General features: G+C 44.6%; 20 protein-coding genes, 1 tRNA gene, 1 other RNA gene and 1 pseudogene. 9 read left to right on the top strand and 14 right to left on the bottom strand.

The features are described from left to right. Positions 1-347: 347 nt before the first annotated feature. From MsAg5_RS06870 to MsAg5_RS06850, 5 genes and pseudogenes are all read right to left on the bottom strand, one after another. On the bottom strand, positions 348-614 hold the full coding sequence (locus tag MsAg5_RS06870; protein WP_338099891.1) for an AcrB/AcrD/AcrF family protein: 267 nt from the start codon (positions 612-614) through the stop codon (positions 348-350). A gap of 9 nt (positions 615-623) precedes the next feature. Then, entirely contained in the window at positions 624-893 is a 270-nt protein-coding gene (locus MsAg5_RS06865; RefSeq protein WP_338099890.1) for a monomethylamine transporter, read from the bottom strand. Further along, positions 883-2,295, bottom strand: a complete 1,413-nt coding sequence (locus tag MsAg5_RS06860; RefSeq protein ID WP_338099889.1) for an amino acid permease — start codon at positions 2,293-2,295, stop codon at positions 883-885. Before MsAg5_RS06860 ends, MsAg5_RS06865 begins: the two co-directional genes overlap by 11 nt. Before the next feature lie 891 nt (positions 2,296-3,186). After that, positions 3,187-4,563, bottom strand: a pseudogene (locus MsAg5_RS06855) (monomethylamine:corrinoid methyltransferase). An 11-nt stretch (positions 4,564-4,574) separates the two neighbouring features. Beyond that, a complete protein-coding gene (locus MsAg5_RS06850) occupies positions 4,575-5,219 on the bottom strand; it encodes a methyltransferase cognate corrinoid protein (RefSeq protein ID WP_338099888.1) in 645 nt (214 codons plus the stop codon). Between the two features lie 749 nt (positions 5,220-5,968). On the opposite strand from MsAg5_RS06850, the gene MsAg5_RS06845 reads away from it, so the two are divergent. The 3 genes from MsAg5_RS06845 to MsAg5_RS06835 all read left to right on the top strand — a co-directional run bounded on the left by MsAg5_RS06845 (position 5,969) and on the right by MsAg5_RS06835 (position 8,135). Beyond that, positions 5,969-7,504, top strand: a complete 1,536-nt coding sequence (locus tag MsAg5_RS06845; protein WP_338099887.1) for a phosphoadenosine phosphosulfate reductase domain-containing protein — start codon at positions 5,969-5,971, stop codon at positions 7,502-7,504. An 80-nt stretch (positions 7,505-7,584) separates the two neighbouring features. After that, positions 7,585-7,898, top strand: an RNA gene (gene ffs / locus MsAg5_RS06840) — signal recognition particle sRNA. A gap of 152 nt (positions 7,899-8,050) precedes the next feature. After that, positions 8,051-8,135, top strand: a tRNA-Ser gene (locus MsAg5_RS06835). Between the two features lie 648 nt (positions 8,136-8,783). On the opposite strand, the gene MsAg5_RS06830 is transcribed toward MsAg5_RS06835, so the two are convergent. From MsAg5_RS06830 to tgtA, 6 genes are all read right to left on the bottom strand, one after another. Further along, positions 8,784-9,689: an Abi family protein gene (locus MsAg5_RS06830; RefSeq protein ID WP_338099886.1), complete on the bottom strand. Its 906-nt coding sequence runs from the start codon at positions 9,687-9,689 to the stop codon at positions 8,784-8,786. A gap of 336 nt (positions 9,690-10,025) precedes the next feature. After that, positions 10,026-11,216 carry a radical SAM/SPASM domain-containing protein gene (locus MsAg5_RS06825; protein ID WP_338099885.1) on the bottom strand — a complete coding sequence of 397 codons (1,191 nt, stop codon included), beginning with the start codon at positions 11,214-11,216 and terminating at the stop codon, positions 10,026-10,028. Positions 11,217-11,230: 14 nt separating this feature from the next. Then, complete coding sequence (locus tag MsAg5_RS06820) at positions 11,231-11,668, bottom strand: TfoX/Sxy family protein (protein WP_338099884.1); 438 nt, start codon at positions 11,666-11,668, stop codon at positions 11,231-11,233. 121 nt (positions 11,669-11,789) lie between these two features. Continuing rightward, positions 11,790-12,986, bottom strand: a complete 1,197-nt coding sequence (locus tag MsAg5_RS06815; protein WP_338099883.1) for an NAD(P)/FAD-dependent oxidoreductase — start codon at positions 12,984-12,986, stop codon at positions 11,790-11,792. Positions 12,987-13,195: 209 nt separating this feature from the next. Next, positions 13,196-14,200 (bottom strand): UbiA prenyltransferase family protein, encoded by a 1,005-nt coding sequence (locus MsAg5_RS06810; RefSeq protein ID WP_420847002.1) that lies wholly within the window; start codon positions 14,198-14,200, stop codon positions 13,196-13,198. A gap of 251 nt (positions 14,201-14,451) precedes the next feature. Continuing rightward, positions 14,452-15,987 (bottom strand): tRNA guanosine(15) transglycosylase TgtA, encoded by a 1,536-nt coding sequence (gene tgtA, locus MsAg5_RS06805; protein WP_338099881.1) that lies wholly within the window; start codon positions 15,985-15,987, stop codon positions 14,452-14,454. 333 nt (positions 15,988-16,320) lie between these two features. On the opposite strand from tgtA, the gene MsAg5_RS06800 reads away from it, so the two are divergent. After that, on the top strand, positions 16,321-16,749 hold the full coding sequence (locus MsAg5_RS06800) for a hypothetical protein (RefSeq protein ID WP_338099880.1): 429 nt from the start codon (positions 16,321-16,323) through the stop codon (positions 16,747-16,749). 905 nt (positions 16,750-17,654) lie between these two features. Here MsAg5_RS06800 and MsAg5_RS06795 read toward each other — a convergent pair. Next, the gene (locus MsAg5_RS06795; RefSeq protein WP_338099879.1) at positions 17,655-18,872 is read right to left on the bottom strand and encodes an HD domain-containing protein; all 1,218 of its coding nucleotides are present in this window, start codon (positions 18,870-18,872) and stop codon (positions 17,655-17,657) included. Between the two features lie 284 nt (positions 18,873-19,156). Between MsAg5_RS06795 and cofH the strand changes: the two genes are divergently transcribed. The 4 genes from cofH to MsAg5_RS06775 all read left to right on the top strand — a co-directional run bounded on the left by cofH (position 19,157) and on the right by MsAg5_RS06775 (position 23,203). After that, positions 19,157-20,269 carry a 5-amino-6-(D-ribitylamino)uracil--L-tyrosine 4-hydroxyphenyl transferase CofH gene (gene cofH / locus MsAg5_RS06790; protein WP_338099878.1) on the top strand — a complete coding sequence of 371 codons (1,113 nt, stop codon included), beginning with the start codon at positions 19,157-19,159 and terminating at the stop codon, positions 20,267-20,269. A gap of 232 nt (positions 20,270-20,501) precedes the next feature. Further along, positions 20,502-21,422: an AEC family transporter gene (locus MsAg5_RS06785; RefSeq protein WP_338099877.1), complete on the top strand. Its 921-nt coding sequence runs from the start codon at positions 20,502-20,504 to the stop codon at positions 21,420-21,422. Positions 21,423-21,594: 172 nt separating this feature from the next. Next, on the top strand, positions 21,595-22,515 hold the full coding sequence (gene cofD, locus MsAg5_RS06780; RefSeq protein WP_338099876.1) for a 2-phospho-L-lactate transferase: 921 nt from the start codon (positions 21,595-21,597) through the stop codon (positions 22,513-22,515). A 379-nt stretch (positions 22,516-22,894) separates the two neighbouring features. Next, positions 22,895-23,203: a hypothetical protein gene (locus MsAg5_RS06775; protein WP_338099875.1), complete on the top strand. Its 309-nt coding sequence runs from the start codon at positions 22,895-22,897 to the stop codon at positions 23,201-23,203. 250 nt (positions 23,204-23,453) lie between these two features. On the opposite strand, the gene MsAg5_RS06770 is transcribed toward MsAg5_RS06775, so the two are convergent. After that, complete coding sequence (locus MsAg5_RS06770) at positions 23,454-23,915, bottom strand: hypothetical protein (RefSeq protein WP_338099874.1); 462 nt, start codon at positions 23,913-23,915, stop codon at positions 23,454-23,456. Between the two features lie 42 nt (positions 23,916-23,957). Continuing rightward, a complete protein-coding gene (locus MsAg5_RS06765; protein ID WP_338099873.1) occupies positions 23,958-26,645 on the bottom strand; it encodes an NUDIX domain-containing protein in 2,688 nt (895 codons plus the stop codon). Between MsAg5_RS06765 and MsAg5_RS06760 the strand changes: the two genes are divergently transcribed. Next, positions 26,619-26,885: a hypothetical protein gene (locus MsAg5_RS06760; RefSeq protein ID WP_338099872.1), complete on the top strand. Its 267-nt coding sequence runs from the start codon at positions 26,619-26,621 to the stop codon at positions 26,883-26,885. The two genes, MsAg5_RS06765 and MsAg5_RS06760, sit on opposite strands and share 27 nt — an antisense overlap. The last annotated feature ends 17 nt before the right edge of the window (positions 26,886-26,902 follow it).

The following is a 26,902-nucleotide window of genomic DNA, read 5'->3' as shown; positions in this document are numbered from 1 at the left end:
CAAAGGTAAGTTGGGAAGAATTAAAAAATTTAGAAAATAGGCTGAATAATAGGCCAAGAAAGTGCTTAAATTTCATGACTTCTTACGAAGTCATGAAATTATGCACTTCTTGATTGAAGATAAGAAATGAAAATGCGGTTTTTAAACGAGAAAACAAAAAAAACATTGCAAAAAGGCAAGGGGGGATGCAAAAAAGAACAGTCGATAACGGGTCCGGTTGGACAAGCACGAGCCGGATCCGTCAAAGATGGTGTTTTTGTTAGACCTTTTGTTTTGCTTTTTTTGTTTTGTTTCGTTGTTTATTCGAGTTTATTGGTTTTTTAGTGTTTTTCGTTTTTTGAGTGATTTTAATAATCATAGTTCTTGACGGAGTGATAGAGAATCACAACGAAGAATATGAGAATTACAATCAGTGTGGAAAAGTAGCCCGTCGTGTTCCAAACAATTTGACCGGCAATGCCCTCTCCGCCGACAATCGTTCCTCCTTTGATGAACACAGGAATAACGACGCAAGCAAAAGCCAAGGCGAAGATGAAGATAATGTCGAACACCTGCATGGCCAAACCTTGCTTGACAACTGGTTTTTCTTGGGTTGTTGTTGATTTTGTGGACATATTTTCACCTCATCCGTAGTATTCCATTTCGTACATGTGTTCCTTAATAGAAACCCACACCTTGTAGCATCCGAGGCCGTTAATGGTAAACATCAAGAGCAGGAAGAGTACATAAACCCCGATCAAAGCGATCGGCAGTTCAAGTCCCTGACTGATGACGGAGTGCAGAATGTAATAGGCGACGTACGTCTCGGAAATAACGAGCGCGAGCCACATCACAATAATCACAGCGGAGTCAAGCGTCAGCCACTTCTTGTAGTGTGCTTCATCAATTGCCATTGTTGTTGCCTCCTTCAGTGTTCACTTGTGCTTTTTGTCCCAGTTGGACTTCCGGGTCGGGCCAGCCCAATTTGGCGTCCCAGCTGAACTGTGCCTTTCTTGTGCTCTTCATTTTCTTGTAGCGCCACGAGAAGTAGAAGTAGGCCACCACATAGAAGACCAGGGCGAAAATCAGGTTCAACTGATAGGCCCAGTAGAAAGTCGACATGATCACAACCGCAATCACGATGGCAAACATCGCAATGTAGGGCTGGAGCGGTCCGATGTACGGACGAACTTGAGAGGTGCTGGTCGGGTACATTTTGCGGAACCGGATCAAAGCGAACGGAATCATCACATAACAGACGAGACCGGAGATGATGGAGAAGGTAATAACCTGGTCCAGGTAACCGCTGAACGCGAAACCGACGGCGACCGGCAATGTGAAGATAACGGCACGGTACGGGCTCTTATACTTCGGGTGAACGGCAGCGAACCAGTCCGAAACGAATTCGTCTCTGGCGAGAGCGAACCAAGACCGGGAAGAGTCGTTGACACAACCGTTGGCGCTGGCAATACATGTGAACAAAGTACCGACGGCCAAGAGGAAGATGAAGATTCCGACGCCGCTGTTTTGAGCTGCTTCGAAGAGCGGGTACACGGAGGCACCGAGTTTGTCGCTGTCGATCAAACCGGAACAAATGAACAAGGTCATACCGGCCATCAAAAGCAAGGTGATCATACCGGCCTGCTGTCCGAGCGGAACGGCACGGGTCGGTTTCTTACATTCTTCAGCACACATAGCGGCGCCTTCGATACCCAGATAGAACCAAGGACCAAACTGAAGCGCTGCGAAAAGGCCGACCATTCCGTACGGAATAGCGCCGCTGAAGAGATTTTCCGGGTGCAGAGTCACGCCGCCGATACCGGTTGCGGAAGACAAGAAGAACAACAAGATCGCAATGGCTGCCACGAACGTCAGGAAGAAGTTCAAGGTCAGAGCCGTTACGGCACCACGATAGTTAATAAATGTCAAGATAGCCAAGATCAACAAGGCAACGGCTTGAACGTTAATACCCGGAATGTAAGCGGCGGCAAGCTGACCGACGACAATAGCGTCAGCAGCGGATAGCGCGATATATTCCATATAAACGCCGAGACCAACAATTGCGGCTGCGCCCGGTCCAACGAACAGACGAACCCAATCATAGGGACCGCCGGCCAATTTGGTGGATGCGCCGAGTTCACTGGCACAGATGGAGATAATGATGTACATCACACCGGCCACGATCATGGCCAAAAGAGCGCCCAAAATGCCGCCTTTCGCCACGGTGAAGTTCCAGCCCATGTATTCGCCGACCAACACGATACCGACACCAAGTGCCCATACGTGATATGGTCGAAGCTTCTTTTCAAGTTCCATCTCCCATCACTCCTTTTTGGGTTTTGATTTGATCGAAACCCGGTAGGCATCAAACAACAAGTAGGCAATTATGACAATGGCCACAAGAAAGATGCCGATATTTAAAATTTCAATTGTGCTCATATTTACACCTCTTTTCTGTCAAAAGGGGCATTAGTATCCGTCCGCAGCGTTTAAAAAAAGCGTGTCAAGGAAACGCCGGGAAAAAAGAACCAAAAAATAACGTGAAGAATTGTTTTTCCGGAAAACAGAGGACCCGGAAGCATCAATTTTTATCATATGTAATATAATAGCAATGTCAAATTTCGGAATATTTTAAGCACAGTAACGACTACTGCACCCCAAATAATCAAATGATCTTCCCCGGTTGATCATATCCGTTCGAGCCGATTGCTCGCGGTTAAATCCGAATCCGGTGTTTTTCAATTGAACCACATCCAAATCTTTGACTTCAAATCATCCTTTACAAATAATTGTTCACAAGTGTTGACAATATTCTTTACAACAGTGTTGACAATATTCTTTCACAGAGCTGATTTTGAATCGTAGATATCCCCAAATATCTAACAAATTGCGATTGATGACGATGAACAATTTTAACGTTCTTTTTTGAGAAAATAATTCCCACACATTCCATAAATATAAACACACTTTTGATTAAACAAACTGAAACGTTGTTTAATGACCCGTTTTTTCTTTATTGATAAGGTACTTTAAGCAAGACCAAGACGACCCGGCTCGAAGAACGCACGATAAACCACAACCGATTGTTCTTGTCGTTGCCGACGTTTGATCAGATAATGAAGATAAATATAAAATATGAAACGGATGAGGGATTTGGAGTTGCCTCCAAACCCATTCCTGATTTCATTATTTTTACGGCAAGCCGGTTTAGAAGACAAGTCCGAGTTGTTCGAGCTTCTTCTTGGCGCCTTCGTAGACTTTAACGTGTTCGTCGGTCGGTGTGATCGTCTTGACGTCGTAGCATTCTTGGAAGGTCTTGCCGGCCGGTGCGGTGGCATAGTTCTTCTCGTACATCGGGACGAGTTTGCCGAGGATCTTGTTGATTTCAGCAATGTCGACGCCTGCTGCTGCACGGGCGACTTCTCCCATCATGCGGGCTTCCATACCGGTTGTTTTGTTCTCAACGACTCCTTTTGCGGCGGCAACTCCGGAGAGGATTTCACGGCCGGATGCAGAGTCAGTGATGGCTTGTGCGGCAAGTTCGAGGAAGCACATTTCTGTGCACGGGCCTGCGCACGGGTAGTACTGGTTTCCGGAGAGGAAGTCAGTGTGGTTGCTGATGGCAGCACAGGTCCATCCGGCAACGGCGAGGGTTTCTCTGGTGTTGGTGGATCCCCATCTGATGTGGACCGGACCGTCAAGGTGCCAGCTGGCACCGGACATCACGAAGGCGTTGATGTGAGATGCAACGTCGATGATTGCTGTCTCTTCAAGGCCGCCGGCATATCCGCCATAGATCGGCATTTGTTCATCCATGATGATGTCGCTGTTGGCGTGGTAGTGAGCAATAACGGAGATAGCGTCGAGGTCGATCTTCAATTCGTTGAGTTGAGAGACTTCGTGGCTGTCCCAGGGCTGCATGCCGCCTGCACAGTCTGCACTGATGTTACCTTGTGCAGAGAGGGAGGTTTCGGGGCCCTAGACACCCATGCCCGGTCTGCCGGAAAGTGCTGTTGCTTCTTTGATAATTCTGGTCTCGTATTTTGCGGACAAGATTTCGTACGGGGTTTTCGGCACCGGCGGTTTTCCGCGGACGGAGGTCATAACACCGTTCACGATGGTGTCGACTTCTTTCTCAAGAGCGTAGCTCATGTGAACTTTCATGAAGACGTCTTCGGAAACCGGGGATCCTGTCGGACCGCCCTGGATGATCGGGCCTCTCTTGTCGCCGACGTTTCTCTTTCTAACTTGGACGGCGTCACGGCCGGAACCGAGTTGGAATTCGTATTGCGGGTTGGAAATTGCGTCCCACATTTCGTCTGCGGTGTATTTCACAACTCTTTGGTTGTCGGTCACGAAGATACCGGACTCAAGGAGCATGTCGAAACCTGCCCAGAAGAGTTTTTCAACCATGTCGGCGTTGGTCGGAACAAATTCGCCTTTGAAGTCGAGTTTGTATTTTTGTTTGAGCTCTGCGGCTTTCATCGGGATTCTCATTAAGTCCCATTCGTCTTGAGAGCATTTTTCTCCAACTTTGGAGCGGTCGTAGAATTCGTAACAGTCAACTGATTTTGTGTATGCCATTTCAATCACCATTAGGCCATAATTTTCTTTGCAACGTTCACGGCTTCAGCTGCGTTTTCGGCTGTTCCGTCAGCGCCGATCTCATCGATCCAGGCTTTGGAAACCGGTGCGCCGCCGAACATGCATTTTGCTTTTGCGCGCATGCCTTCTTCGTTGATCATAACCATTAAGTCTTTTTGACCGAGCATTGAGGTGGTCATCAAAGCGGAGCCGACGAGCAAGACTTTGTCGCCTTTTGCGGTTTTAACTTCATCGACGACTTTTTCGTTCGGAACATCGACGCCGAGGAATTTCACTTCAAAGCCGTTTGCACCGAGCATGGTGGAAACCAATCTGTTGCCGATGTCGTGGATGTCGCCTTCCTGAACGAAGGAGATTGCAACGCCTGCGCTTGCAGTGTTGTTGCTCTTGGCGAGTTCCGGTGTGAGGAGGACCATTGCTTCATTCATGGCCTTGGCGGACATCATGATTTGCGGCAAGAAGAGTTCTCCGGATTCAAAGCGTTCACCGACAACTTTCATACCGGCCGCGAGACCTTTTTGGATGATGTCGAGCGGTGCGACATTTTTAGAAAGAGCTTCTTTGGTTTTCTCAACGGCGCCGGCGATGTTTTGTTTCTCAACGGCTTGTGCTAATTCTGCGAATATATCTGACATGTTTTCAAACCTCCGTACGAATGAGAACAATTGAATCCGTCAAAAGTGGTTTCAATATTTCTCTATTTTTTGTACGCAAAAATAAATCAATCAAATTACAGCAGACTTAAAGAAAAGGACCAAAACCCCCGCTTTGGCCAATTTCTCTTGTTGGTAAGAATTACCCCCAAAGTCAAAATCAACTGTAATCCACCTGTAATCTGATTTTTTGCTATATAACTTAAATCGCACTGAAATTTTCAAATTCTTTATATAATTCGTAAGGCGTTTACAAAATAACAAAGTGTTATAAAAGATATAAAGCAGAGTAGTATAGCGGGTCTAACGGGAAAAAATGATCCAAAAAAAACACAAAGATAATTTAAAAACAGCATCGATAAATAGTATGACATGAGATATCATTATTTTTATAAAAAAATATAGATATTAAATGAACGCCAAAATTTAAAAAATAAAGTATAAGAATCAATCAGAAATAATATTTCAAATATAATACTTGTTCTTTAAAGTAAATACACGGCTCCATTTGAACATGGACTTTGAATGCCAAAACAATGAGGTAAATCATAAAATATAAATACTGAAGTTCACCTGTTGCTGTTTAACCATAGCTTTAGATTTCAATCTCAATCTTTTTCACATCCTATCATATTATTTCCACATCTTTTTTGACTCCGTTTCCTTTTTCCGGTTATTCTCGGTCTTGTTCCCCGATTCTTTTTAAATAGATGAACTTTCTTTTTGCATTCATGGCAAAACCTGTTTTTTTGGGAAAACTTGTTCTTCATTGGTGCGACGCATGTCATGTGCCGGTTCTCGGCGAAAAATGCGCTTGCGGCGCGGAGACGAAGTTTGTGAACATCACCCCGCCCGGCGACGTCCGGCCGGCTTTCCCGTACGATATCGCCCGGATCAACGATGTGTCTATCCGTCAATTCGGAAAAAAATTAATTGCGGACGGCGAGTTTGTCGTTTACAACAAAGCGCCTTACGAAGACCGGATGGAAGAAATCGTTTGCGACGGCGTCGTGATCGGAACGATTCGTTTTGAAGTTGAGAAACGAGACTGGACACTTCTTTTGCGCCTGGAAGGCGCCCGCCGGATTTTTAATCCGAAAATTAAAACGATGGCGGAAGATATTGAAAACGGTGTTTTGAAAAGCTGGATTATGATTAATGAAGGCGCGATTCCGTTTATCGCGGACGGGACCAGCGTTTTGGTGCCGGGCATCTTAAAAACGGCCCCGGGCATTCAAACGGAAGACGAAGTGGTCGTCATCACCCCGAATTTTGAAGTCGTGGCGGCCGGCCGTGCGAAAATGAGCAGCGATGAAATGAAACAAGCGCAGCGCGGCAAAGCCGTTAAAAACCGGTGGAGCGGTTTTCCGGTCGAATCGGAACCGCCGGCGGATATGCCGGCGTCCGAAATGGACGGAAAAACAACTGCTGAGTTGTGGGAAAGAGCCATCGCTGCCAACCGTGAGATTTTAGACCAAGTCGAAGCGGACGCGATCCAATTCATTAGAAACGCGGCGGGAAACGTCAACAAAAAGATTACCTGTTCATTTTCCGGCGGGAAAGACAGTTTGGTGACGCTTCATTTGACGCAGCTGGCATCGAAAGACGCTTTTGATTATGAAATTTTGTTTTCCGACACCGGCCTTGAATTTGACGAAACGATTCAAAACGTGGCGGATGTGGTTCAAATTTATCAAAAACCGCTCAAAGAGATTAGTGCCGGCGGTATTTTCTGGGACGGATTTGAAATCAACGGTCCGCCGCACGTGGATAACCGCTGGTGTACGCAATCCTGTAAATTGACGCCGATTACGACGCTGATCGAATCCAATTATTTGGAAGGCGGCGGTTGTTTGACGTTTATCGGACAGCGCCAATACGAATCATTGGCCCGCGCCCGAAGCCAGCGGATTTGGAAAAGCCCGTCCGTTCGGGGACAAGTCGGCGCCGCGCCGATTCAAGAGTGGACAGCGCTTCACGTTTGGCTTTACATTTTCAGAAACAAACTGCAATACAACCCGCTTTACGAAAAAGGACTCGACCGGATCGGCTGCTGGCTTTGTCCGGCGGCGTCGCTGGCGGACTTTGAAAATCTGAGAATAACACACCCGGACGCGATGAAAATGTGGGACGAAAAGCTGCTGAATTATGCATTGGCAGAGCAGATTCCCAACGCCGAAAACTGGGTTCGTTACGGCCTCTGGCGGTTTGAAAAATACACGCCTGCGATGGAAAAACTCGCCCGGGAAAAAGGCGTGATCGAATAAGAAATATCGATATCGGGAAAAATTCAGTATCGGGGAAAGAGGGGATAGTCTTATAAATTATCCCATACTTATTGATAGCCTGGTGGGCTAGTCAGGGCAGCTCGGCGTTGCCTGTAACTCGAAATCGCCGATAAGCGAGTGGCGAAGCAAAGGGAAGATGTTCCCAACCGCAAATATGCCCAAAATCTTAACGTTGAAACCTCGTCCTATCGGGAATGTGGTGACAGGCGAATTGAAAGGAGTTTCGGTTTGCCTTTCTTAATCGTGGACACCGGTCCAGGCCCGGAAGGGAGCAGACTTACCGCGGACAACAGTCGCTGAGAGGGTTGCGGGGCGGAGGAGAGATTTTCGAAACTGTTTGCGGAAGGGGCAGCAACTTAATGCATGCCCGCCTTTTTTATTCAAAATGAACCTATCATTCATGATCGGATTCGACGAATAAAACAAGAAAAACTGAATAAGTCCTTTTTTACGGCAAACATTAAATATTTCATCTTTCTTTATAGGGGAAAGACTGAGCCGTATTTTACTTTTGTCATTTTATGTGACGAGATAGCCTAGCTCGGTAGGGCGTAGGATTGCTAATCCTATGTTGCTCTGCAACTCGGGGGTTCAAATCCCCCTCTCGTCGTTTTTCACTTTTTTGCAGCTATTCTGTATTTTGTTTTGTTGTTCTGCGCCGGCATGCGCGCGCGTTACGGCACCCATTTTTGAAGATTTTCAAAAAGAAGGTCGGTTGGCTTTTAAACAATTCAAGCAAACCGACCCGCAAACTTTTCTTTCAAAATCAAGCAAACCGACCCGCAAACTTTTCTTTCAAAATCAAGCAAACCGACCCGCAAACTTTTCTTTCAAAATCAAGCAAACCGACCCGCAAACATTTCTTTCAAAATCAAGCAAACCGACCCGCAAACTTTTCTTTCAAAATCAAGCAAACCGACCCGCAAACATTTCTTTCAAAATCAAGCAAACCGACCCGCAAAATCAGACGCCTTTGGCGTCTGTATTTTGCGGAATCCGATCAATAAGATACATTCTGATTTAGTACAGATTGCACCTACGGGTGACTGTTTTTAGATTAGAGTTGCTGTTTGCAATACTGAGTCGCATCTGCAGTTACTGTACCCGAATCTGTTCAGCGGTATCCGTAAAATACAAACGCTATCGCGTTTGATTTTACGGGATGGCTTGCTTGAAGTTTTCAAAAACCGTCCTCGATTTTTAAAAAAACAAAGAGAATGTGTCGCCGTAACGCGCGTCGGCGCCCGCCAATAATTTATTACATCCAAAAAGCTTCAGAACGCCAATCAATCGGAAATCCCATTTCGCTTAAATTAATTGACGGGTTCTTTTCAAATAAATCGAATAATCCGATCTTGAAATCATTTTCCGGGTCAATTGCGTTTAACAAATACTGAATTGCACAGATGTAAGCATAAATTTTGTTTGATGGAATGTTCAAATTTTGAATGAACGATCCCGAACAAGTTTTTTTAAGGAATTCGATGTCCATTGGAATTGTTCGGTTCCATAGCCGACCATGATGAGCACAAATATTTCGGACGACGCTGATGCAGTAGATCCAATTTTCTAAAACAAGCGGAGATTTAATTTTAAAATGGTCTGCAATTTTCTTTTTGCAGGAGTCTGATTGATATAAATTTGTGAACAATTTTGAAAGCTTCCCGAGACTGATAATTTCAAAACTGATCCAACATGCGGGCACCATCCAACAGGTTGAGCCGGACTTCATTTTGTATGGTTCAATAAAATCTTCGGTGCTGCGCTGCAACGTATTGAAAAAATCGGCCAGAAATATTGTGTAACTTGATTGACTTCGAAAATGCTTTTCATCTAAATACCAATGAGCGCCATACGCTAACGAATAATGTTGAATCAATTGAGTTCGAAATGCAATTTCAATTTTTTCTGTTGCCTTAAAGATCAAAGACCGCAAATCAATATCAAAATTATAAACATCCAATACATCTTCAAAGCAAGTGTTGTTGACAAACGGATGTCCCTCAAGACTATTATCTTGAAATGGGCGTGTGTAGTTTTTTAATCTGTAAAAAGTGTTGTTCAAAAGAAAATTCTCAACATAGGTTTGATCACGAATAATAAGGCCTCTATTCATTAAAAGAATTGTTTGATTGTCAACCGATAGAGGCAGATTGTTATTCATGTTGAACACCAAAAAAGATTCAAAATAAATAAGAATAATAGCCTACCCGAGTGTGCATTAATGAATGGTTCAAAGAAGAATAATTCAATAACTAGGCATGGTAGGCATTATTAATAACAAAAAGGAACCCAATATATAAATAAATATCGAAAATTTATCGTTTTTAACCTTATAAAAATGGAATCGGCGGCATGGTTTACAAGCTTTAGTTAATGATTTCAAAAATCCAAAGAAAAAGTATCGCCATAACGCGCGCGCACGCCGCCCCCAAAAAAAGAGAAGAAAAGAAGAAAAGAAGAAAGAAAAAAGGAAAAGGAAAAAAGTCCGGTTTTTCAATTATTCAAACCGGTCTTCGTATTCTTCTCGGAATTCAGCGTCCCGCATCAGACAACCTTCCGCTTTGCTGTACGCCGGATCCTTTCGAATCTTTTTCCAAGCCTCAGACACCGCATTCTTGCCGTCTTTGATGTTGCCGTACGGAATCGGAACGCAGGAACATGGTAAAATATTGCCTTCCGGCGTGATGTGCATCCACTGCCGGCCGGCCATGCAGCCGAACGTGTCCACAATAATCGGACCCGGGAAAAGTTTCGGACCGGCGGGATCGGCTTCGCACCGTCGAACAAATTCGTCAAACATTTCGTGTTGTGCCGGCGTTAAAATTTCATTTGTGTTGTTGAGCCAGCGTCCGGTGGGCACAATTTCATAAAAAGACAGTTCGTGAATGTGCAAATCGGTGGCCAGCTGATAGATTTTTTCCAAATCATTGACGTTGTGCGGCGCCAAAACGATGTACATATTCACCAAGAGTCCGGCCGCCAGCGCATTTTTAATGCCGGCCGTCGCTTTGTCAAAAATGCCCAAAACTCCGCGCATCCGGTCGTGTTCCGATTGAATTGGGCTGTCAATGCTGATTGTGATCGAATAAAGACCGGCGTCCTTTAAGGATTGGGCTTTTTCAGGCGTGAGTCCGACGCCGGATGTGAACATGCAAGCGATTGCCTGTTTCGGATCGACGTACGAAATCAATTCTTCCAGACCGGCATACCCGAGCGGTTCGCCGCCGTCAAAAATAATGCTTGTGGCACCGGCGCGAATGCATTGGTCAATCGCGTCTTTGACTTCCGGAACGCTCAGCTTGGAATGATTGTTTTTATTCGGCAGCGCGCAGTGGAGGCACCGGTTCGGACATTCTTCCGTGATGGAAATGGTTACCTGTTCAGGTTTGTATTTCCCGAATCCCGACATCATCCGGCTTTTGACCAAGCGGGAAAAAACCGGCGACGGAATCGGCGCCATCCAGGTCGAAAAGATGAGCGAACGACCGTAGCGGTCCAAATAAGAATCCGGATCGGAATCCGGCATCAGTTCCGTGATGTATTTTTTTTGATCGAAAAAGGACATTTCCTTAGAAACACGTTTTCCGAGAACGGGAGCCAAAATGCCTTTGGACGTCACTTTCGTTTTGCCTTCAAACGGCTCGATATCCACTTCAAAGAACGGATTTTTATAAATCGGATATTTCATTTTGCCACCAAATGTTACGGTTTTTTCTTTTGAGTTGTCGATTTTTTCGCTTCTTGAGAGCTTTTCTCGGATTTTTCAGATTTTTCAGATTTCTCCGAATTTTTCGATTTCTCCAGCTTCTCAGATTTTGGTTTCTTCGGTTTCGGCGCCGGCAATTCTTCATACGTTTTCAAAACGAGTTCGCAAAGGAAGTCGCTGTCTTCCAAATCATCGATGAGAAACGACGGCTTAGCCCCGGAATACGGCGGCGACTCCACCAAACATCCGGCGTCTGTGAGCATTTGGCGTCCGGCTTCTGTTGGTTTGAGGAAAAATTGATTGTCGCAAACCAACGCCACCACTTTTCCGTTCAGGTAAACGGCATATTCCCCAAACATCTTTCGGGAAGAAACAACACCCGTTCCTCTAAGTTGCTCGCAGACGAAATCGACAAATTCCTGAGAAGACGCCATATTTTAACCTCAATACGAAAAATAAAATGAATACGTAAACCAAAATGCAAATCAAAATAAAATCAATCGCTGTCAATGAAAAATAAATGAAATAAATGAAAATAAAAAGAAACAGATAGAATCATCTGTTTCTGAAATAAGCGCCGGCTTTCAAGATGGCGGACGGCTTTTTCTTCAGCATCAGTTCCAAAACGGAAAGGCCTTGGTCCATCGCACTGCCTTTGATCATGGACGAAATATCTTCGTTTTCAAACACTTCAAAGAGCTCATCGATTTCCGTGTCGTCCATTTTTCTCAGCGTTTCAAGCCCGACGCGTCCGAATGTGTGTTCGACGGACAAGTCTTTTTTCCATTGGGAATGATAGCCGGACAATGTTTTTTCCGAAAAGTCGTCTTTTGCAACGGCTTTCGCGCCCACGTCGCCGGCGATTTGTCCGGCACGCATGGCGTATCCGATGCCGGATTGTCCGGCAGCGCCGCCGACAACCATCACATTGGCGCCGTAGATTTTGTCCGGAATCGTCACGATCGGGTCGCCGGCGCTTTTGGACGTCACGATTTCAAATTGATCGTCCGACAAGCCTTTGAGTTCCTTGAATTTTTCAACCCATGGATTTAAGAATTGGGAAACGTCTTTTCCGAAATAACGAACGTAGGCGCCGATCGCCGCGTTGTCGCCGCCGCGCGGAAGATAACTGGTTTTCCAGCCGGGCGCGAGACTGCCGACGTAATATTCGGCAAATTTCGCGTCGCCGATGCCGGAGCCGGGCGCGTGGATTTCGAGTTCGGTGCCCCAGGCGATGTCTTCCGGGTGTTTCATGGTGTTTAATCCGGCTGCTTTGGCGTTTTTGGACAAAATGCCGTCGGCGATAATCACGAGTTTGACTTTGATTTTTTCTTTTTCATCGCGGTCTACCGGTTTTATTTTTAAGGTGACGCCGTCTTCTTTTCTTTTGACGTCGAGAACTTCCGTTCCCGTTTGAATGTCGACGCCGGCCTTAATTGTTTTTTGTTCATAGAACCGGTCGAAAATCGTTTTGTCAATCGCATAGCCGGGCGTCTCCACCGTGATCGTGTGACCGCCCGGAGAAACCAATTTCATGCCGTCGATTTCATGAACCACGTAAGACGAATCGACTTTTTCGCCGGTGTAGCTGAGCATTCCCTTGAAAAAGGAGTTGGCCGGGTGCGGATCGTCGCCGATGCGTTCTTTGCGTTCAAATAATTTGACGTTGGCGCCGCCCATCGCCGCATACCGGGCCGCCATTAAACCGGCGGGAGACGCGCCGATGACTGCAATATCAATTTTTTCAGACATAATGAAACCTCAAATCGTTAAATCATAGTGGAATGAATTAATTTTACGTAACCATTCCTTGGAAATTATATAATTATTTGCCAACGGACAAAATAACAAAAAATAACAAAAACAAAAAAATAGAGTTGATCCATCATTTTGAAACTTAAAAGAGAAGACATTGCCGTAACGCGCGCGGCGCCGCCACCGAAAAATGAGAAAGATCGGATTCAAACGAATCCGAGAAGCTGCAAAAGCGTCGGGTAGACGTCAACAAAAACCAACAATAGGATATCCAAAATCATGGCGGAGAACATGACGCCGCGGTAGTTGGACCCGTCGACGAACAAACGGCCGCCAACTTCAGGCGTGGGGTTTTTGATAAATTTCAAACAGTGGCGCAGCATCCAAAGACCGGAAAGGATCGCAACAATGAAGTAAAGCGGTCCGAGGTTGGCGGAAAGTCCGATGGCGATGGACAGGACGATGCCGATGATCCAAATGACCAAAACGAATTTGGCCGTCAGCGGAATGCCGTATGTGACCGGAAGCGTCGGCGCGCCTTTTTGACGGTCGCCCTCAACGTCGCGGGAAACGCCGGCGAGTGTGAATCCCCAGTCGGTCATACAAATCATGAGGCCGAAGAAGAGCGCCGGAAGCGGAAGCAAATAGGTTAACTGGACGTCGGTGAGCGCACTGACCATGCCCGTAAAGTACGGACCAATTGCGGGCGTCAGAATGCCGGCCGGCGCAAAGGCAAGCCAGATACCGATTGGGACGAGACCGTAAGCGAGACCGACCGGAACGAAACTGAACGGCGTTTTTCTTTTAAAGAAAACGGAGTAGAGCGTGATGATGAAAAGCGCGATCAAAAGGACGACGAAGGATTCCGGATTCATGTAAAAGGAAATGAAAACCGCAATCAATGCCAGTGCTGTGGCATATATAAACGCGCTTTTTCGGGAAACTTGACCGGACGGCAAGGGACGGCTCGGCAGGTTGATAAGATCGATGTCGACGTCGACGCAATCGTTAAAAACGTAAGAACTGGTGATGGCAAAGAAACCGCCGATGGTCGCCAGCAAAAAAAGCCAAAGGTTCGGGAGGCCGCCGGTGGCAAAATAATAGGCAAGCATTGCGGCGGAAGCCGGAAGCGTGATGTCCATAAACGCGATTTCCGGACGGAGCATCGTAATGTAAGGCATTATTTTAGTTTTGAGAGACAAATTGATCACCCGGACCGACATCAAAAAGTCAACCGGCTATAAAATATTTAATAATTTTGAAAATTTTGAAAATTTTGATTTAATTTTTGATTTAATTTTTGATGATTTTGAAAATTGAAATGGATGGTAAACGTTAATTTTTGAATTTGTTTTGAAGTTTGAACCCTGAATGAATTCATCATTTTAATATTTATTGTCGTATATATTTGATGAATTCGGCATGAAAAGGGTTCATCCTCAAAGTTGGTCCTTATTGGTCTTTATTGTTCCTTATTTTCCTCAAACCGGTCCAAAACGGTGCAGACCGTCTTCAATTCTTCAAAATAGGATTCATCGAATTGATTGAGCCGCCGTCCTTTTACGAATGTGAATTTGGCATTTGGGTTTTGACGGATCAGCTGAATGGTGTGGTCGATCGCCTTTTTGAGCGATTCCGGACCGGGCGTGTCCCGAACTTCCGCGTTGAACGGATAATTTTCATCAAGCTCGACCGGATAAGCGCCAAAGGGCGGCTTAAAGGCGAGAACGTTATCGTATTCTTTGTCCTTTTGAGACGGATAGGAGCGGATGAGCGCGGTTCCGGTGAAACTAAACCGGTCGAGCCGCATTTCGTATCGTAAAACTTCCGGACGGTTGGCGGATGCGGCGCTGCATTCGAAGAATGTGGATTTGGCGGCCGGATCATGCTGTTCCAGCCAGTCGGCATGCGCAAAAATGGCGTCCAGCGCCCCCAGCATTTGCGGGTGGGAGTGGCACCGGAGTTCGACCAATTCCATCAGTTTGCCGTCGGCGATGGCTTGTTTGATTTGCCGGATTTCTTCAAAGGTGACGTATAAGTTGTGGCGCGCCAGCAATTCTTCAACGTTGGGCGCTTTTCTGAGGCTGTCGGCGGTGTGCGTGCTGCAGACCGGACAAGAGCAGGGCAGATATTTCAAGCGGTCGGCTTGGTATGTGCCGTTGACTGTGATGTAGCGGCCGCCTTTGGCGTAAAGCGCGTAGGCCGCCGAGTCGAAAAGATCGCAGCCGAGGGCGACGGCAAGCGCAAACATCATGGGGTGGCCGGCACCGAAAAGGTGGACGGGCGCAACCGGATTGAGATTCTTTTTGGCGACGACGATGACGTCGACAAGTTCCCGGTAGCGGTAGGCTTCCATGAGCGGAACGACGGCGCCGATCGGATAAACGTCAAAGTCGAGATCGGAAAGGTAAGCGGCGCTTTTTTCCCGAAGATCGATGTGCGTGGAGCCTTGAATCGGGCCGGCAAGCATCATGTTGTCGCCGCGCTTTTTCTCGGATTCCGGTTTGGAAGCGGCAGCGATTCGAGTTTGTTCGACGATTTCGCGGGCCTCTTTGAGGCGTTCGTGCGTGGTCGTCATTTCAGAAAGCGCTTTTTCGTAGGAAACGTCTGGACCGGTCGGGATGTCGAGCGGAACGCCGATATCGGTTCCGATTTGCTGCTCAAAAGCAATAATTTCGGCGTTTTCGACGTTGATTTCGCCGTAAACGGACAATTGGAAGGATCCGGAATCGGTCATGATCGGGCCGTCGAATCCGAGCAGCGCGTGAAGGCCGTCGGCAATCGCTTTTTCCCGGAGTTCCGGTTTGTTGTAGATAATATAAGAGTTGGTGATCAGGATCTCGGCGCCGAAGTCTCTCATTTCGGCGGGCTCGATGACCCGGAGATTGGGATTGATGACGGGCATCACGGTCGGCGTTTCCACAGTTCCGTGGGGCGTTTTCAAACGTCCGATTCGACCGGCGCCGTCTTTCTCAATAATTTCAAAATTGGATGGCATAAAGAAGTCCTCAAATGTAATGGAATGAAACAAATTGTAGTATTAAATTCTTCTCACAAATTTAGTTGAATTAAAAGCAATAAAAGTGGAGAAACGTCGTATTCTTATTTCAAAGAAACCGTTGAAATTTTTGAGATTGACGGGCGGCGGGCGCGCGCGTTATGGGGATGGTTTTTATAGCGATTATTCAAAAATATGAGATAATTTTTTGAATTATGTAAAAAGAGTTGATTGAATTTGCAAATATATAAAAACAAAGGCAAAAGACACAATATATAGTTTATAGATTCTATGCTAACTAATTTTATATATTCCATTATCTTTTTTATATAGATGAAATACAAACCAACAACTAAAACCAACATTATTTTATTTGTTGGTTTTTTAATTTTTTACATTGTTATTTCGCAAATTTGCAACCCGGACAATAATTATAATTTACTTTCAAGTGGCTGGGCTTTTTTGCTCATATTATTGATTTTATTCTTAATCTTGGTTGGTGCAGCACTTTTTGGATTTTTCTCCAAAAATCAAATCTTGTCTGTTTTACTCGGAATTTTGCTGCCAATTATTCCGTTTTATTATTGTTTAACAACCGAGTGGACACTTTGGGTTATTATCATTTTAAGCGGGCTTTCCGGATGGTTTTTTTCAAAAGAAGAAGAAACTGACCCGGATATCCGGGGATTTCACTATTTCTTTGAATTTTCAATCATCTTTCTGTTGTTGATATTTATTGTGAAATTTTTCCGAATTAACTGAAAAAAAGTGTTTTTTATGAATTCATCAAATAGAAAAACCACAACGAAAGTCAACATTTTTCTTTTTTTAATTCTCTTGTTGGTTTTTTCGGTTTTGTTAAAAATTTCACAATTAGATTTATTCTCAAAGATCCATTCCGGAATACTCCTATTGCTTTGGGATTTTGTTTTCTTAACTTACCTTCTTTTTGGCAGCATATTCTATGGCTTTGTCACAAAATCGCGTCTTTTGTCTGCGTTACTGGGCGCCCTTTTTCCGCTGATGAGTTTTGCGTCCGGATTATTCATTCTATTTTACGATTCGGGAGTATCATATCCAATTGAATCCATTTCCGATTTATCCCCCTATTTTCCATTTCTCAGAATCGCACTTTTCTGCGCGCTTTCCGGATTTTTTGCAGCAACGCACAGTTCCAATAAAACCGTAAATGAAATAAATTATGTGTTGACGGCTGTTTCTTTCTCTCTGTCTTTTGTGTTTTTATTTGTGTGGTTCTAATTTGTATATTAAATATCTCAAACGAACCGTCCCGCTTAAACAGACGCGAAGCGTCTGTTTAAGCGGATATCACGTAATGGGAAGGTGCATTTGGAAACAGTAGGTGAAAATCGGATTAGGAAAAGACTGTATTGTTAGAAACAGCAGGTGAAAATCGGATTAGGGAACAACTGTATTGTCAGAAACCGTTGGTGAAAATCGGATTAGGAAAAAACTGTATTGTTGGAACTGAAGGTAAAAATCGGTACCAAGAAACAAGTGTATTGTTAGAAAACAGAAGGTGCAATCTGTACCATAAAATAGAATGTATCTGCGGATCGGATTCCGCAAAATACAGACGCAAAGCGTCTGATTTTGCGGGGTGGTTTGTACAAGTTAGAAAAAATGAGTTACGAATTACATTTAATTTACAATAATCCAGGATCAATATCCGAAAATCGGAATTGTTTTGTTTTCGGCTTTCTGGATACATCAAAAAAGTCATAAGCCGCTTTTGAAACCACTTCAAGATGCTCTTTAGGTGAAAAAACGCCCATCCGCCAAACGCTTTCCTGCGCGACCGCCAAAACGTGAACGAACGGCGATACGTCCGTCAATTTTTTCATTGTGCGGTCCATGACAAGCGCTTTCATTTCAGCCATTTCCGGCTTTTGCGGAATGTCGACCATCACATATTCCGGATCGACACCGGCGTTTTCGGCAATTTCCCGCTCAATCCGGGGAATGTTTTTGCGGTGCTCAAACACGTTTGTTCCGACGATGTCAAGACCGTCGTACAAGGCGCGTTTGAACAAATTGCGGTTGTCGAGGCGTTCGGCGATTTCACCGGGGAAACCGTCGGCGTTGCGCATGGTCACCGTGAGTCCCATGTCGTCCATGCGGGCGAAATCGGCGGGACGGACGACTTTGTCTTCCAAAAGGTGGCTGCAGGCGCGGGAACACATCGTTTCCGAAATTCGGGAAACGTGGTGGTAATAAACGGATGAGTTCATCCAGTAGCGGGAAACGAGAAGGGATTCGGCGGCTTTGATGGCGCTCGCCGACAAAACCAAACGGTCTTCGTAAAAACTCATGTGATTCAAAAGGCGCATGTAGTCGACACTTCCCGAAGAAACGCCGGTGTAATGCATGTCGCGCGCCAGATAATCCATTTTATCGACATCGATTTCACTGCTGAGAATTTGACTGAGCGGCGTGTCGCCGGCAATGTGTTTGGCGATTTTCGACGGCGTGAAACCGTAATCTTTGAGAACGTCGCCGATTTCATTTTTGGAAATCAAATCCGACACGTTGTCATGCTTGCGGTTCGTATAAGTTTCGATGAGCTTTTCGGTGGCATGCGAAAACGGACCGTGGCCGATGTCGTGAAGAAGAGCGGCAACGATGATTTCATCCATTTTGTTGTTTTCCGGCTCTTGGACTTTCAGAAAGAGAGAGGCGAGGTGCATCGCACCCATGCTGTGTTCAAAGCGGGTATGGTTGGCGCCCGGATAAACCAAACTGGAAAAGCCGAGCTGCTTAATCCGGCGCAAGCGCTGCATTTGAGGCGTGTCGAACAAACGCTGCTCAAACTCATTGAATTCAATATAACCGTGAATCGGATCTAAGATGACGCTTTTTTCCATAAAACAACCGCTTTCTTTTGAAAATAAAACGATATTTGAGATAAATAGGATTGATAATTGATATTGATAATTGATATTGATAATTGATATTGATAATTGATATTGTTTTATTTTTGATTGTTGTTAGTCTTATTTCTATTTAAATATTCAGAAATGTGAACCAATTTTTAATGAATTCAATTTCACAATCTGATTCTGTATTGTTCACCCGGTTATTTGGGCGGCAAGTGAACGGTAAATTAACTATTTATACATGTAAAAAGTTGAAATAAGCGGTGATTCTCATGGATCCGTTTCAATTCAAAAACAAAGAGATGTCGAAACAAGACTGCTTAGAACTGTTTGAGAACGACGCGATTTTATTCGATACATTAAAAGCAGCCGATAGCGTTCGAAATGATCTTTGCGGCAACGATGTGACGTATATTTTAAACGCCAACATCAATTTCACAAACGTCTGCAGCGGCTCTTGTCAATTTTGCGCATTTAAAGTGGCTAAGAACAGCCCGTCCGCATTCTTTTTGACGCCGGAGCAAGTCGGCCGAAAAGCCTGCGACGCCAAAATGGCAGGCGCGATGGAAGTTTGTGTTCAGGGCGGGCTGTTGCCGGAAATTGACACGCATTTCCAAGTTGAGATCTTGAAAAGCATCCGCGCACAAACAAACCCGATCGGCGGCATTTCAATTCACGCTTTTTCACCCATGGAAGTTTTCGCCGCCGCCGAAAATGCAGGCCTTGACCTGAAGACGGCGCTCATAATGCTCAAAGAAGCCGGTCTTGATTCGATTCCCGGAACCGCCGCCGAAATTTTGGTGGACGACGTTCGAAAAACGCTTTGCCCGGACAAAATTTCCGCCGACAACTGGGAAAAAGTGATTAAAACCGCTCACAAAACCGGTATTCCGACGACATGCACCATCATGTACGGCCACATTGAGGAAAACAAAGACCGTGTGGAACACCTCTTCCGCCTCAAACGGATTCAGGAAGAAACCGGCGGATTCACAGAATTTATCCCGCTCACGTTTTTGCATGAAAACACACCCTTGATCAAAAAAGGATTGGTCGAAAGCGGCGCCTCCGGCTTAACGGACTTGAAGATGTACGCCATCCCGCGCCTGCTGTTCAAGGAAAAATTGCCCAACATCCAAGTATCATGGGTCAAACTCGGAACCAAATTCAGTCAAGTGGGACTCTGTTCCGGCGCCAACGACTTTGGCGGCACCTTGATGGAAGAAAATATATCCAGAGCGGCCGGCTCCAAATACGGATCATCCATGACGCAGCAAAAAATCGAAAACTGCATCCGGCAAATCGGACGCGTGCCGAAACTCAGAAACACGCAATACAAAATTATGGAAGAAACCGGAACGAAAAACCCGATTCAAACTTATTGAAAATAAGAGAATAAAAAAACAATAAATTAAAAAACGGAAAAATAAGAGAATAAAAAAAATGAAATGAATTCATCACAAGAATAAAAAAACAAAAAACGGAATCAGTCAATAATTGAAATATCTGAAAATAAAAAATCACGATTGTTCAATTAAAATAATATTAAATAGAACTTCAAACTCAAAATAAGCATCGTTTCAAAACAAATAAAACATTTAGAACAATCGTGATTTCATGGACATTATTTACATTATCGTCATCCTCATTCTGCTCGGTTTCCTTCTCAAACACATCGGCATTTTGTCTGAAAAAGACAAAGTGGCGCTGAACAACATCGTCATCAGCGTCGCCATGCCGGCCACCATTTTCCTGTCCATTTTGACCAACGTCCAAAGAAGCGATTTGGCGTCGTATTTCAAATTGACAATTTTCATCCTCATCATTTCATTGGCTTGCGCCGGCGTTTCTTATTTGATCGGCAAAGCGATGAAAATGGACATGAAATCTTTGGCCGCATTCATCTTGGTTTCCTGCTGCGGCAACACGGCTTTCATGGGATTTGCCGTCTGTTCCGGTTTTTACGGCGTCGACGGATTTGTCCGCGCCATTTTCTGTGACACCGCCACTCTTTTTATCATCATTTTCATCGGCACGTACCTCGGCATTAAAGTCAGCGGCCAAAAAGTCAGTATGGTGAAACAAGTTGTCAAGTTCCCGCCGATGATTGCCTGGTTTGTCTCCATCGTGCTGGTGATTCTCGGATTCCAAATCACCATTCTGCCGACATTCCTCACAACCACGCTCGGCTACCTGTCCGGGTTGATGGTTCCCCTCATTATGATTTCACTCGGCCTGTCGCTGTCCCCGAAATACCTCAAAGTCGCCGCCGTCCCGGCGATTTTGGTCACTGTGATTCAGCTGTTCTTCGCTCCGATTCTCGGCATCGGTCTCACGCACATCATTTCATTTGCGCCATTGGACCGAAACGTCGCCATTATCGAATCCGCCATGCCGCCCGCCATGACGCCTTTGGTGTTCTCGGAAATTTACGGCATGAATTCCAAATTGATTTCAGGCGCCACGTTCCTGGCAACAGTCGTATCGCTGGTATCGATCCCGGCGTTGCATTTGCTGCTGGAAGCCGGATTGATCTGATTTATTTTCTTTTTTTATTTTTGACGGCAGCGCCGCGCGCGTTATGGCGACACATTTTAACGGCGCATTTGATAAAACCGGATATTTTTATTCGATTCAATCGAATCCGCCAATAAAGATTAAATCTGTTGAATCCGAGTGAATAGCAATTTTTTAAAAAGAGGTTTCAAAAATGATTGTTCTCTCCGGCGGAACCGGAACGCCAAAATTGATTGACGGACTGCGGGCTCACCGGCCCGACGAAGAAATCACGGTGATTGTCAACACCGGCGAGGATATTTGGATTTCCGAAACATTCGTTTCACCTGACATTGACACCGTTCTCTATTTATTTTCCGGCGATTTGGACAAAACACGCTGGTGGGGAATGATTGACGAAACCTACGCAACTTACAATCAAATGAAAAAAATGGGTAAAACGGAACTTCTCATGCTCGGCGACCGCGACCGGGCAACCAATCTCATCCGGACAAATCTGCTCAAAACCAAAAGTTTAACGGACGCAACGATTGACGTTAAAAATATGCTCGGCATTGCCGCCAACATCCTGCCGATGTCAGACGACATTGTGACCAGCAAAATTCAAACACCGGACGGCGAACTCCACTTTCAGGAATTTTGGGTCGGAAAGAAAGGTCAGCCGGAAGTTTTGTCATTCCGTTACGATGGAATCGAGAATGCGAAAATCTCGAAAAAAGTAATGGAAGCGCTCGAAAAAGAGGATTGCGTGATCATTGGCCCGAGCAATCCGATGACCAGTATCGGTCCGATTTTGGCGCTGCCGAAAATGAGAGAGATTTTAAAAACGAAAAAAGTAATTGCGGTCAGCCCGATTATCGGATCGGAACCGGTGAGCGGTCCGGCCGGAAAGTTGATGAAATCGAGGGGAATGGACGTGACGTCAAAAGCTGTTGCCGAATTTTATCGGGATGTTGTTGACGTTTTTGTGTATGACGTTCGGGATACCGTTATTGACCCGGCGGAAATCAAAGAGATGGGAATTGTGCCGGTTGCCTTTGATACGTTGATGGTTGATTTTGAAAAGCGGGAGAAGTTGGCGGGAAAAGTTTTGGAATTGTTTGATGAGATTTGAAAAAAACGGTTCAACCAACTTATTTCTGTTTTTTAATTAATTTCTTATTTTATGAGATCTGTTTTGGATAGAGAAATCAATATTAATCAAATCAATCTAAATAAATATTATAAATTTAGAAAAAATGTAAAAATGTATAAATAAGAATGGGTTCAACCTGTTTTGATGAATAATCATCAGGTGAAATATGATGGAACCACTTACCAATATAAAAATACCGGATTTCCAAGTTTTTGGAAAAATTCGAGATTTAATCTATCATGATGGGCCACTCTTGTCACATTTGATATCGCCAACAGGCGAGGATTATATTTTTTATTGGGCAAACGTCAATGAAAAATACAATAAATGGATTGTTTTCCAAACAAACCAACATCAAATGAACAATTATTTGAATAAAATAATTTCATTGCGCACGCTCATGCTCAATTGCTGCCATGGGATTGCCTATTCTATTGATATTGACAACGACATTGAACAACACAACGTTTTCGCATTCGACATCAATACAATTAATCCGGAATATCTGCCGACGGAAGATTCTTTTTACGAATTTGAAATTCGAGAGTATCCGACCCAGGCAAAAAAGACAAAAGTTCATGAATATTCTCAAAACAAGAGCGAAAACGTCCAAATCAAGGAAACAAATGAGAAGTACGACCAAGATTCTGAAAATGATAAAAAATAAATGATCCAAAAACCATAAAAATAAATAAAAAAAGGCAACCGTTTCGAAAAACGGTTGCCTTTTCTTTTTTTTCAAGCGTCCAGACCGGGATTTTGACCCTAGTTTTCTGGAGATAACAAGACTGGCCACGGCAAGGTCTGTTTACAGAAGACATCAAGCGATAAAACAGGACATCTGAAACAGGACGACCGTTACCAGCAGTCCCGTAGCCTGTAATGCTCTATTTGTATGAAAAGTATATAAATATTTCTTATTTATCTAAAACATCATCATAATATGGTTTTCGGATTCTGAAAATGTATGCGTACATGTAAAGAATGTAATAAATCACGAAAACTAACATAGGAACGATATCCAAAACAATTAAATCGTCGACTGTTATTGGGATACCTCTAATAAGTCCATCCATGACTATAATTAACCATAACAAAATCAAAACGATTCCAATTCCGGCTACTACTTTACGTTCTCCTTTAAAACGTTTTGATGTGTAAAAATTAAAACTTTTTTTGTAATATAAGTACATAACAGCCAAGACTACTAAATACGTCAATACGATTAAAGCGACAACGCCTACTATCCATGCAACATACGGATTTAAAAACCTGGCATCAGCAAGCCAAAATATTGGAATTTCTGCTAAAACTATAATAAAATACGCAAAAAACCAATCAGAAGCACTTGTCTTTTTTTCGACATACATTTTAATCAATATATAAAAAAGCAAATAACTATATAAATTTAATTTATGGGATTAAAACCCCATAAATTTCATTATATCCAAAACCGGATTTACGTTTCTGCGTTCACGCTTTCGGCTTTTCCGTTTGCCGGTATATTCTTCCGGGAAGTCAGAAAATTCCGGAAAATCGAATTTAAATTCTTCTTCAATTTCAACAAATTCAATTCTTTCAGTTCCATAATCCGGATTTAACGGATTAACGTATTTATCATTCTTTCCGGCCCTGGGGTAACCACCATATGCTGGATACGGTGAATAACCATAATTTCCATATCCGCCATATGAATCATAAACTGTTTCAAAGACTCTCTCATAATTGTCATAATTGTCAATTTTTTGGTAGCTGCTTTCATAGTTTGGTATTATCGACTCGTATCCGGTTTTAGCATAAGATGTTTCGTATCCGTAACCATACTTCAGGTAATCATTTATTGAATAGTCGTTCAAATACACGTATTCATCGATGTATCCCGATTCTGATAAATTCTTAGATCGTTTTAGTTCATCCGGAATATAATCCATAAACTGTTCAGTCACAATCTCTTGTGTAAAGTCTGGAGCGATATCGTTAACGGATTCATATACTGCTTTTTCAGAGTATGTCAAATCGTAGTTAGACAGTTCATCAACACCGTAATACCTGTCAAGTATGACTTTTGTCGCATCTGATAACGGAAGATCTGAACCCGGTTTGTAATAATCAATTCCGGAAACTTCGTTTGATGCTCTTGGAACTCCTTCAAATTCGTTTATGCGATAAACCATGAATTCGTTGTTATAAAGTCCACCTTCCCATGCCCGTTTACGGGTCGGATCAGAATAATCAAACAAAAACTCAGGATTTTTACCCTTGATTCCGGTTTCTTCTCGCAGCTCTCGAAGAGCAGCCGTTGGAACATTTTCCATTCCTTCGACGCCACCTCCCGGAAGATTGTAAAGTCCGTTTCTTTCACGAACAAGAAGAACACCTTCCGAAGTTTCAACAACGGCTGTTCCGCGCCGACGCGTAAACTCTGACATCTGACCTGTGTTTCGGTAATAATCAATCGGAACACGAACAGGGTGTTGGAGTTTCTGACCGAATATTTCACCACGTCCGAGTATTGTAAATGGTTTTTGGAAAACCGTATAATAGTTCCCTTCAACCTTTTCTAACAAAGTTCCACCCGGTAAAACGGCTTCGAGTTCAACTTCTTTTCCGGCCGAAATGTTACTTTCCATTTTTTGAGTGATCCAGAAACTGGCCGGATCGGACTCCATACGTATGAACCTGTTTGATGCATCCATGTCGTAACGAACGCTCTCAGGAAGTCGTTGGATACCTCTCGGACTTTCAACGAACATGACGGTTGGACGGCTTTTTCTTGACGTGGCCGCATCAATCAGATCCAGTCCTGGAAATAACGATACAAGTTCAGGTGTAGACAACCTGGCAAAGCGTGGTGAAACATTCGGCCCAACGAAAAAACCAGCTCCTTTTGATTTACCAGCTCTTAATTCTTTGAGTCCTGGACCCCAGTCTGTCGGATTCACGTGTACACCAACGGCACTTTCACTCCCAACGACTGATTTGTTTGGATACATCTGTTTTGCCCCTTCAAACACAGATATTCCTTGTTCAATTGTAATTCCACGCTGTGACGGATATCCGACTGGAAACGGTTTCGTTTCCGGACGGAAAATGTCGCCGCCCATGCCATGGACCTTTTCCGGCGTTAGATCTGACAACGGTACAAAATCACGCCCAACCGTCCGGATTTGTCCTGTTATTGCAGGTTCGGCAATCTCGAGAGTCGTTTTAGCTGCCACCGGCCCGAGAAAACCACCGGCTGCTGCCCAAGGATCATCAACTGCATATCGTAACATTCCGCCACCAATTTTACCGAGATAGTATCCTGTCGTTTCTCCCGGTAAATTCTGAAGCCTTGAAATTTTATTATCAGCCGAATCATCACTTCTGATAACGTCATTTGCATCATACAGACCATAAATTCCAGCTCTGCCAGCAATACTTAAAAGACCCGGAGCATCGGACCAGTTGTCAAACGTCGCTCCGCGTACAAAACTTGTTGCTGGTTCCAAAAACATATTAAAATCTCTTCCCTTTCGTTCGCTCAATTCGTCTCCTCGTCTCAATACCCATCCCTGAGATTCTCTCCCCACCCAGTCGATGCCGGCAACAACTTTGTCTGAATACGTCAACGGTGACAATGAAACATCATAGCCACCGATGTCAACGCTTGAGCTCTGAATGTTTTCCTCAACTCTGAGTTCCTTCTCGCCGTTTATTCCGTAATATTCATTCAAAAAACCAGTGACGGCCTGTTCTCTATTTCTTGGATTCGCCAAAGAGTTTCGAACAAGCTCTGTATATGGAATTCCAGATGCCGTGTTGTCAAAAACCCACTGATAGCCATCCTTCGCACCTTTTGGGACGGCCTCTTTTATTTGGTTGTAATAACCCCAACTTGTTTCAATGGCGCTCGCGGCTCCCGGGGACACCCGTGTACTGATCGCACCGAGTGCATCTGACTTGAATTGAGCTCTCGTATCAATTTCACCCGGTCCCATGTAGTAAAGATTCGAAAAATCTCCGCTGCGGATGTCGACATTTCCACGCGATGCAAGCGTCCCGTCGGCGCCTATGACTCCGAGATTTGTGGCCTGAATCAGATGCCTTCCGGACTGCAGCTCTTCCATTGCTGCGCTTCCGGCGGAACCGCCTTGAGAAATGGTCACGGCTTGAGATTCGTAAACGCCACGAATGGCCGCGTCTCTGGCGGCCAAAGCGTCCCTTTTGGATCCGCCGGCGGACAGAACGTCCCGGACCGCTTCCTCGCCGGCATTCCGAACGCGAGAGTCAAGAGTATTCGGATCCGCGTCACGGATGACCGGCGTGTTTGTTCCGGACGAGCTGCTGTTGTTCACCTGGTTCGTTGATGACGAAGCCGATCCGC

Source organism: Methanolapillus africanus (genome assembly GCF_032714475.1).
Classification (GTDB): Archaea; Halobacteriota; Methanosarcinia; order Methanosarcinales; family Methanosarcinaceae; genus Methanolapillus; species Methanolapillus africanus.
Note: the sequence above shows the minus strand (reverse complement) of the source record. Positions and strands in the feature narration are given on the sequence as shown.

Bases quoted from the DNA above. Each gene is read 5' to 3' on its own strand.
- MsAg5_RS06830 (WP_338099886.1), bottom strand. From the start codon at position 9,689: ATGAATAACAATCTGCCTCTATCGGTTGACAATCAAACAATTCTTTTA.
- MsAg5_RS06850 (WP_338099888.1), bottom strand. From the start codon at position 5,219: ATGTCAGATATATTCGCAGAATTAGCACAAGCCGTTGAGAAACAAAAC.
- MsAg5_RS06865 (WP_338099890.1), bottom strand. From the start codon at position 893: ATGGCAATTGATGAAGCACACTACAAGAAGTGGCTGACGCTTGACTCC.
- MsAg5_RS06860 (WP_338099889.1), bottom strand. From the start codon at position 2,295: ATGGAACTTGAAAAGAAGCTTCGACCATATCACGTATGGGCACTTGGT.
- MsAg5_RS06795 (WP_338099879.1), bottom strand. From the start codon at position 18,872: ATGGAAAAAAGCGTCATCTTAGATCCGATTCACGGTTATATTGAATTC.
- MsAg5_RS06760 (WP_338099872.1), top strand. From the start codon at position 26,619: ATGCCTTCCGGACTGCAGCTCTTCCATTGCTGCGCTTCCGGCGGAACC.
- MsAg5_RS06775 (WP_338099875.1), top strand. From the start codon at position 22,895: ATGAACAATTATTTGAATAAAATAATTTCATTGCGCACGCTCATGCTC.
- MsAg5_RS06815 (WP_338099883.1), bottom strand. From the start codon at position 12,986: ATGTCTGAAAAAATTGATATTGCAGTCATCGGCGCGTCTCCCGCCGGT.
- MsAg5_RS06785 (WP_338099877.1), top strand. From the start codon at position 20,502: ATGGACATTATTTACATTATCGTCATCCTCATTCTGCTCGGTTTCCTT.
- MsAg5_RS06870 (WP_338099891.1), bottom strand. From the start codon at position 614: ATGTCCACAAAATCAACAACAACCCAAGAAAAACCAGTTGTCAAGCAA.
- MsAg5_RS06845 (WP_338099887.1), top strand. From the start codon at position 5,969: ATGGCAAAACCTGTTTTTTTGGGAAAACTTGTTCTTCATTGGTGCGAC.
- MsAg5_RS06820 (WP_338099884.1), bottom strand. From the start codon at position 11,668: ATGGCGTCTTCTCAGGAATTTGTCGATTTCGTCTGCGAGCAACTTAGA.
- cofH (WP_338099878.1), top strand. From the start codon at position 19,157: ATGGATCCGTTTCAATTCAAAAACAAAGAGATGTCGAAACAAGACTGC.
- MsAg5_RS06825 (WP_338099885.1), bottom strand. From the start codon at position 11,216: ATGAAATATCCGATTTATAAAAATCCGTTCTTTGAAGTGGATATCGAG.
- cofD (WP_338099876.1), top strand. From the start codon at position 21,595: ATGATTGTTCTCTCCGGCGGAACCGGAACGCCAAAATTGATTGACGGA.
- MsAg5_RS06765 (WP_338099873.1), bottom strand. From the start codon at position 26,645: ATGGAAGAGCTGCAGTCCGGAAGGCATCTGATTCAGGCCACAAATCTC.
- MsAg5_RS06800 (WP_338099880.1), top strand. From the start codon at position 16,321: ATGAAATACAAACCAACAACTAAAACCAACATTATTTTATTTGTTGGT.
- tgtA (WP_338099881.1), bottom strand. From the start codon at position 15,987: ATGCCATCCAATTTTGAAATTATTGAGAAAGACGGCGCCGGTCGAATC.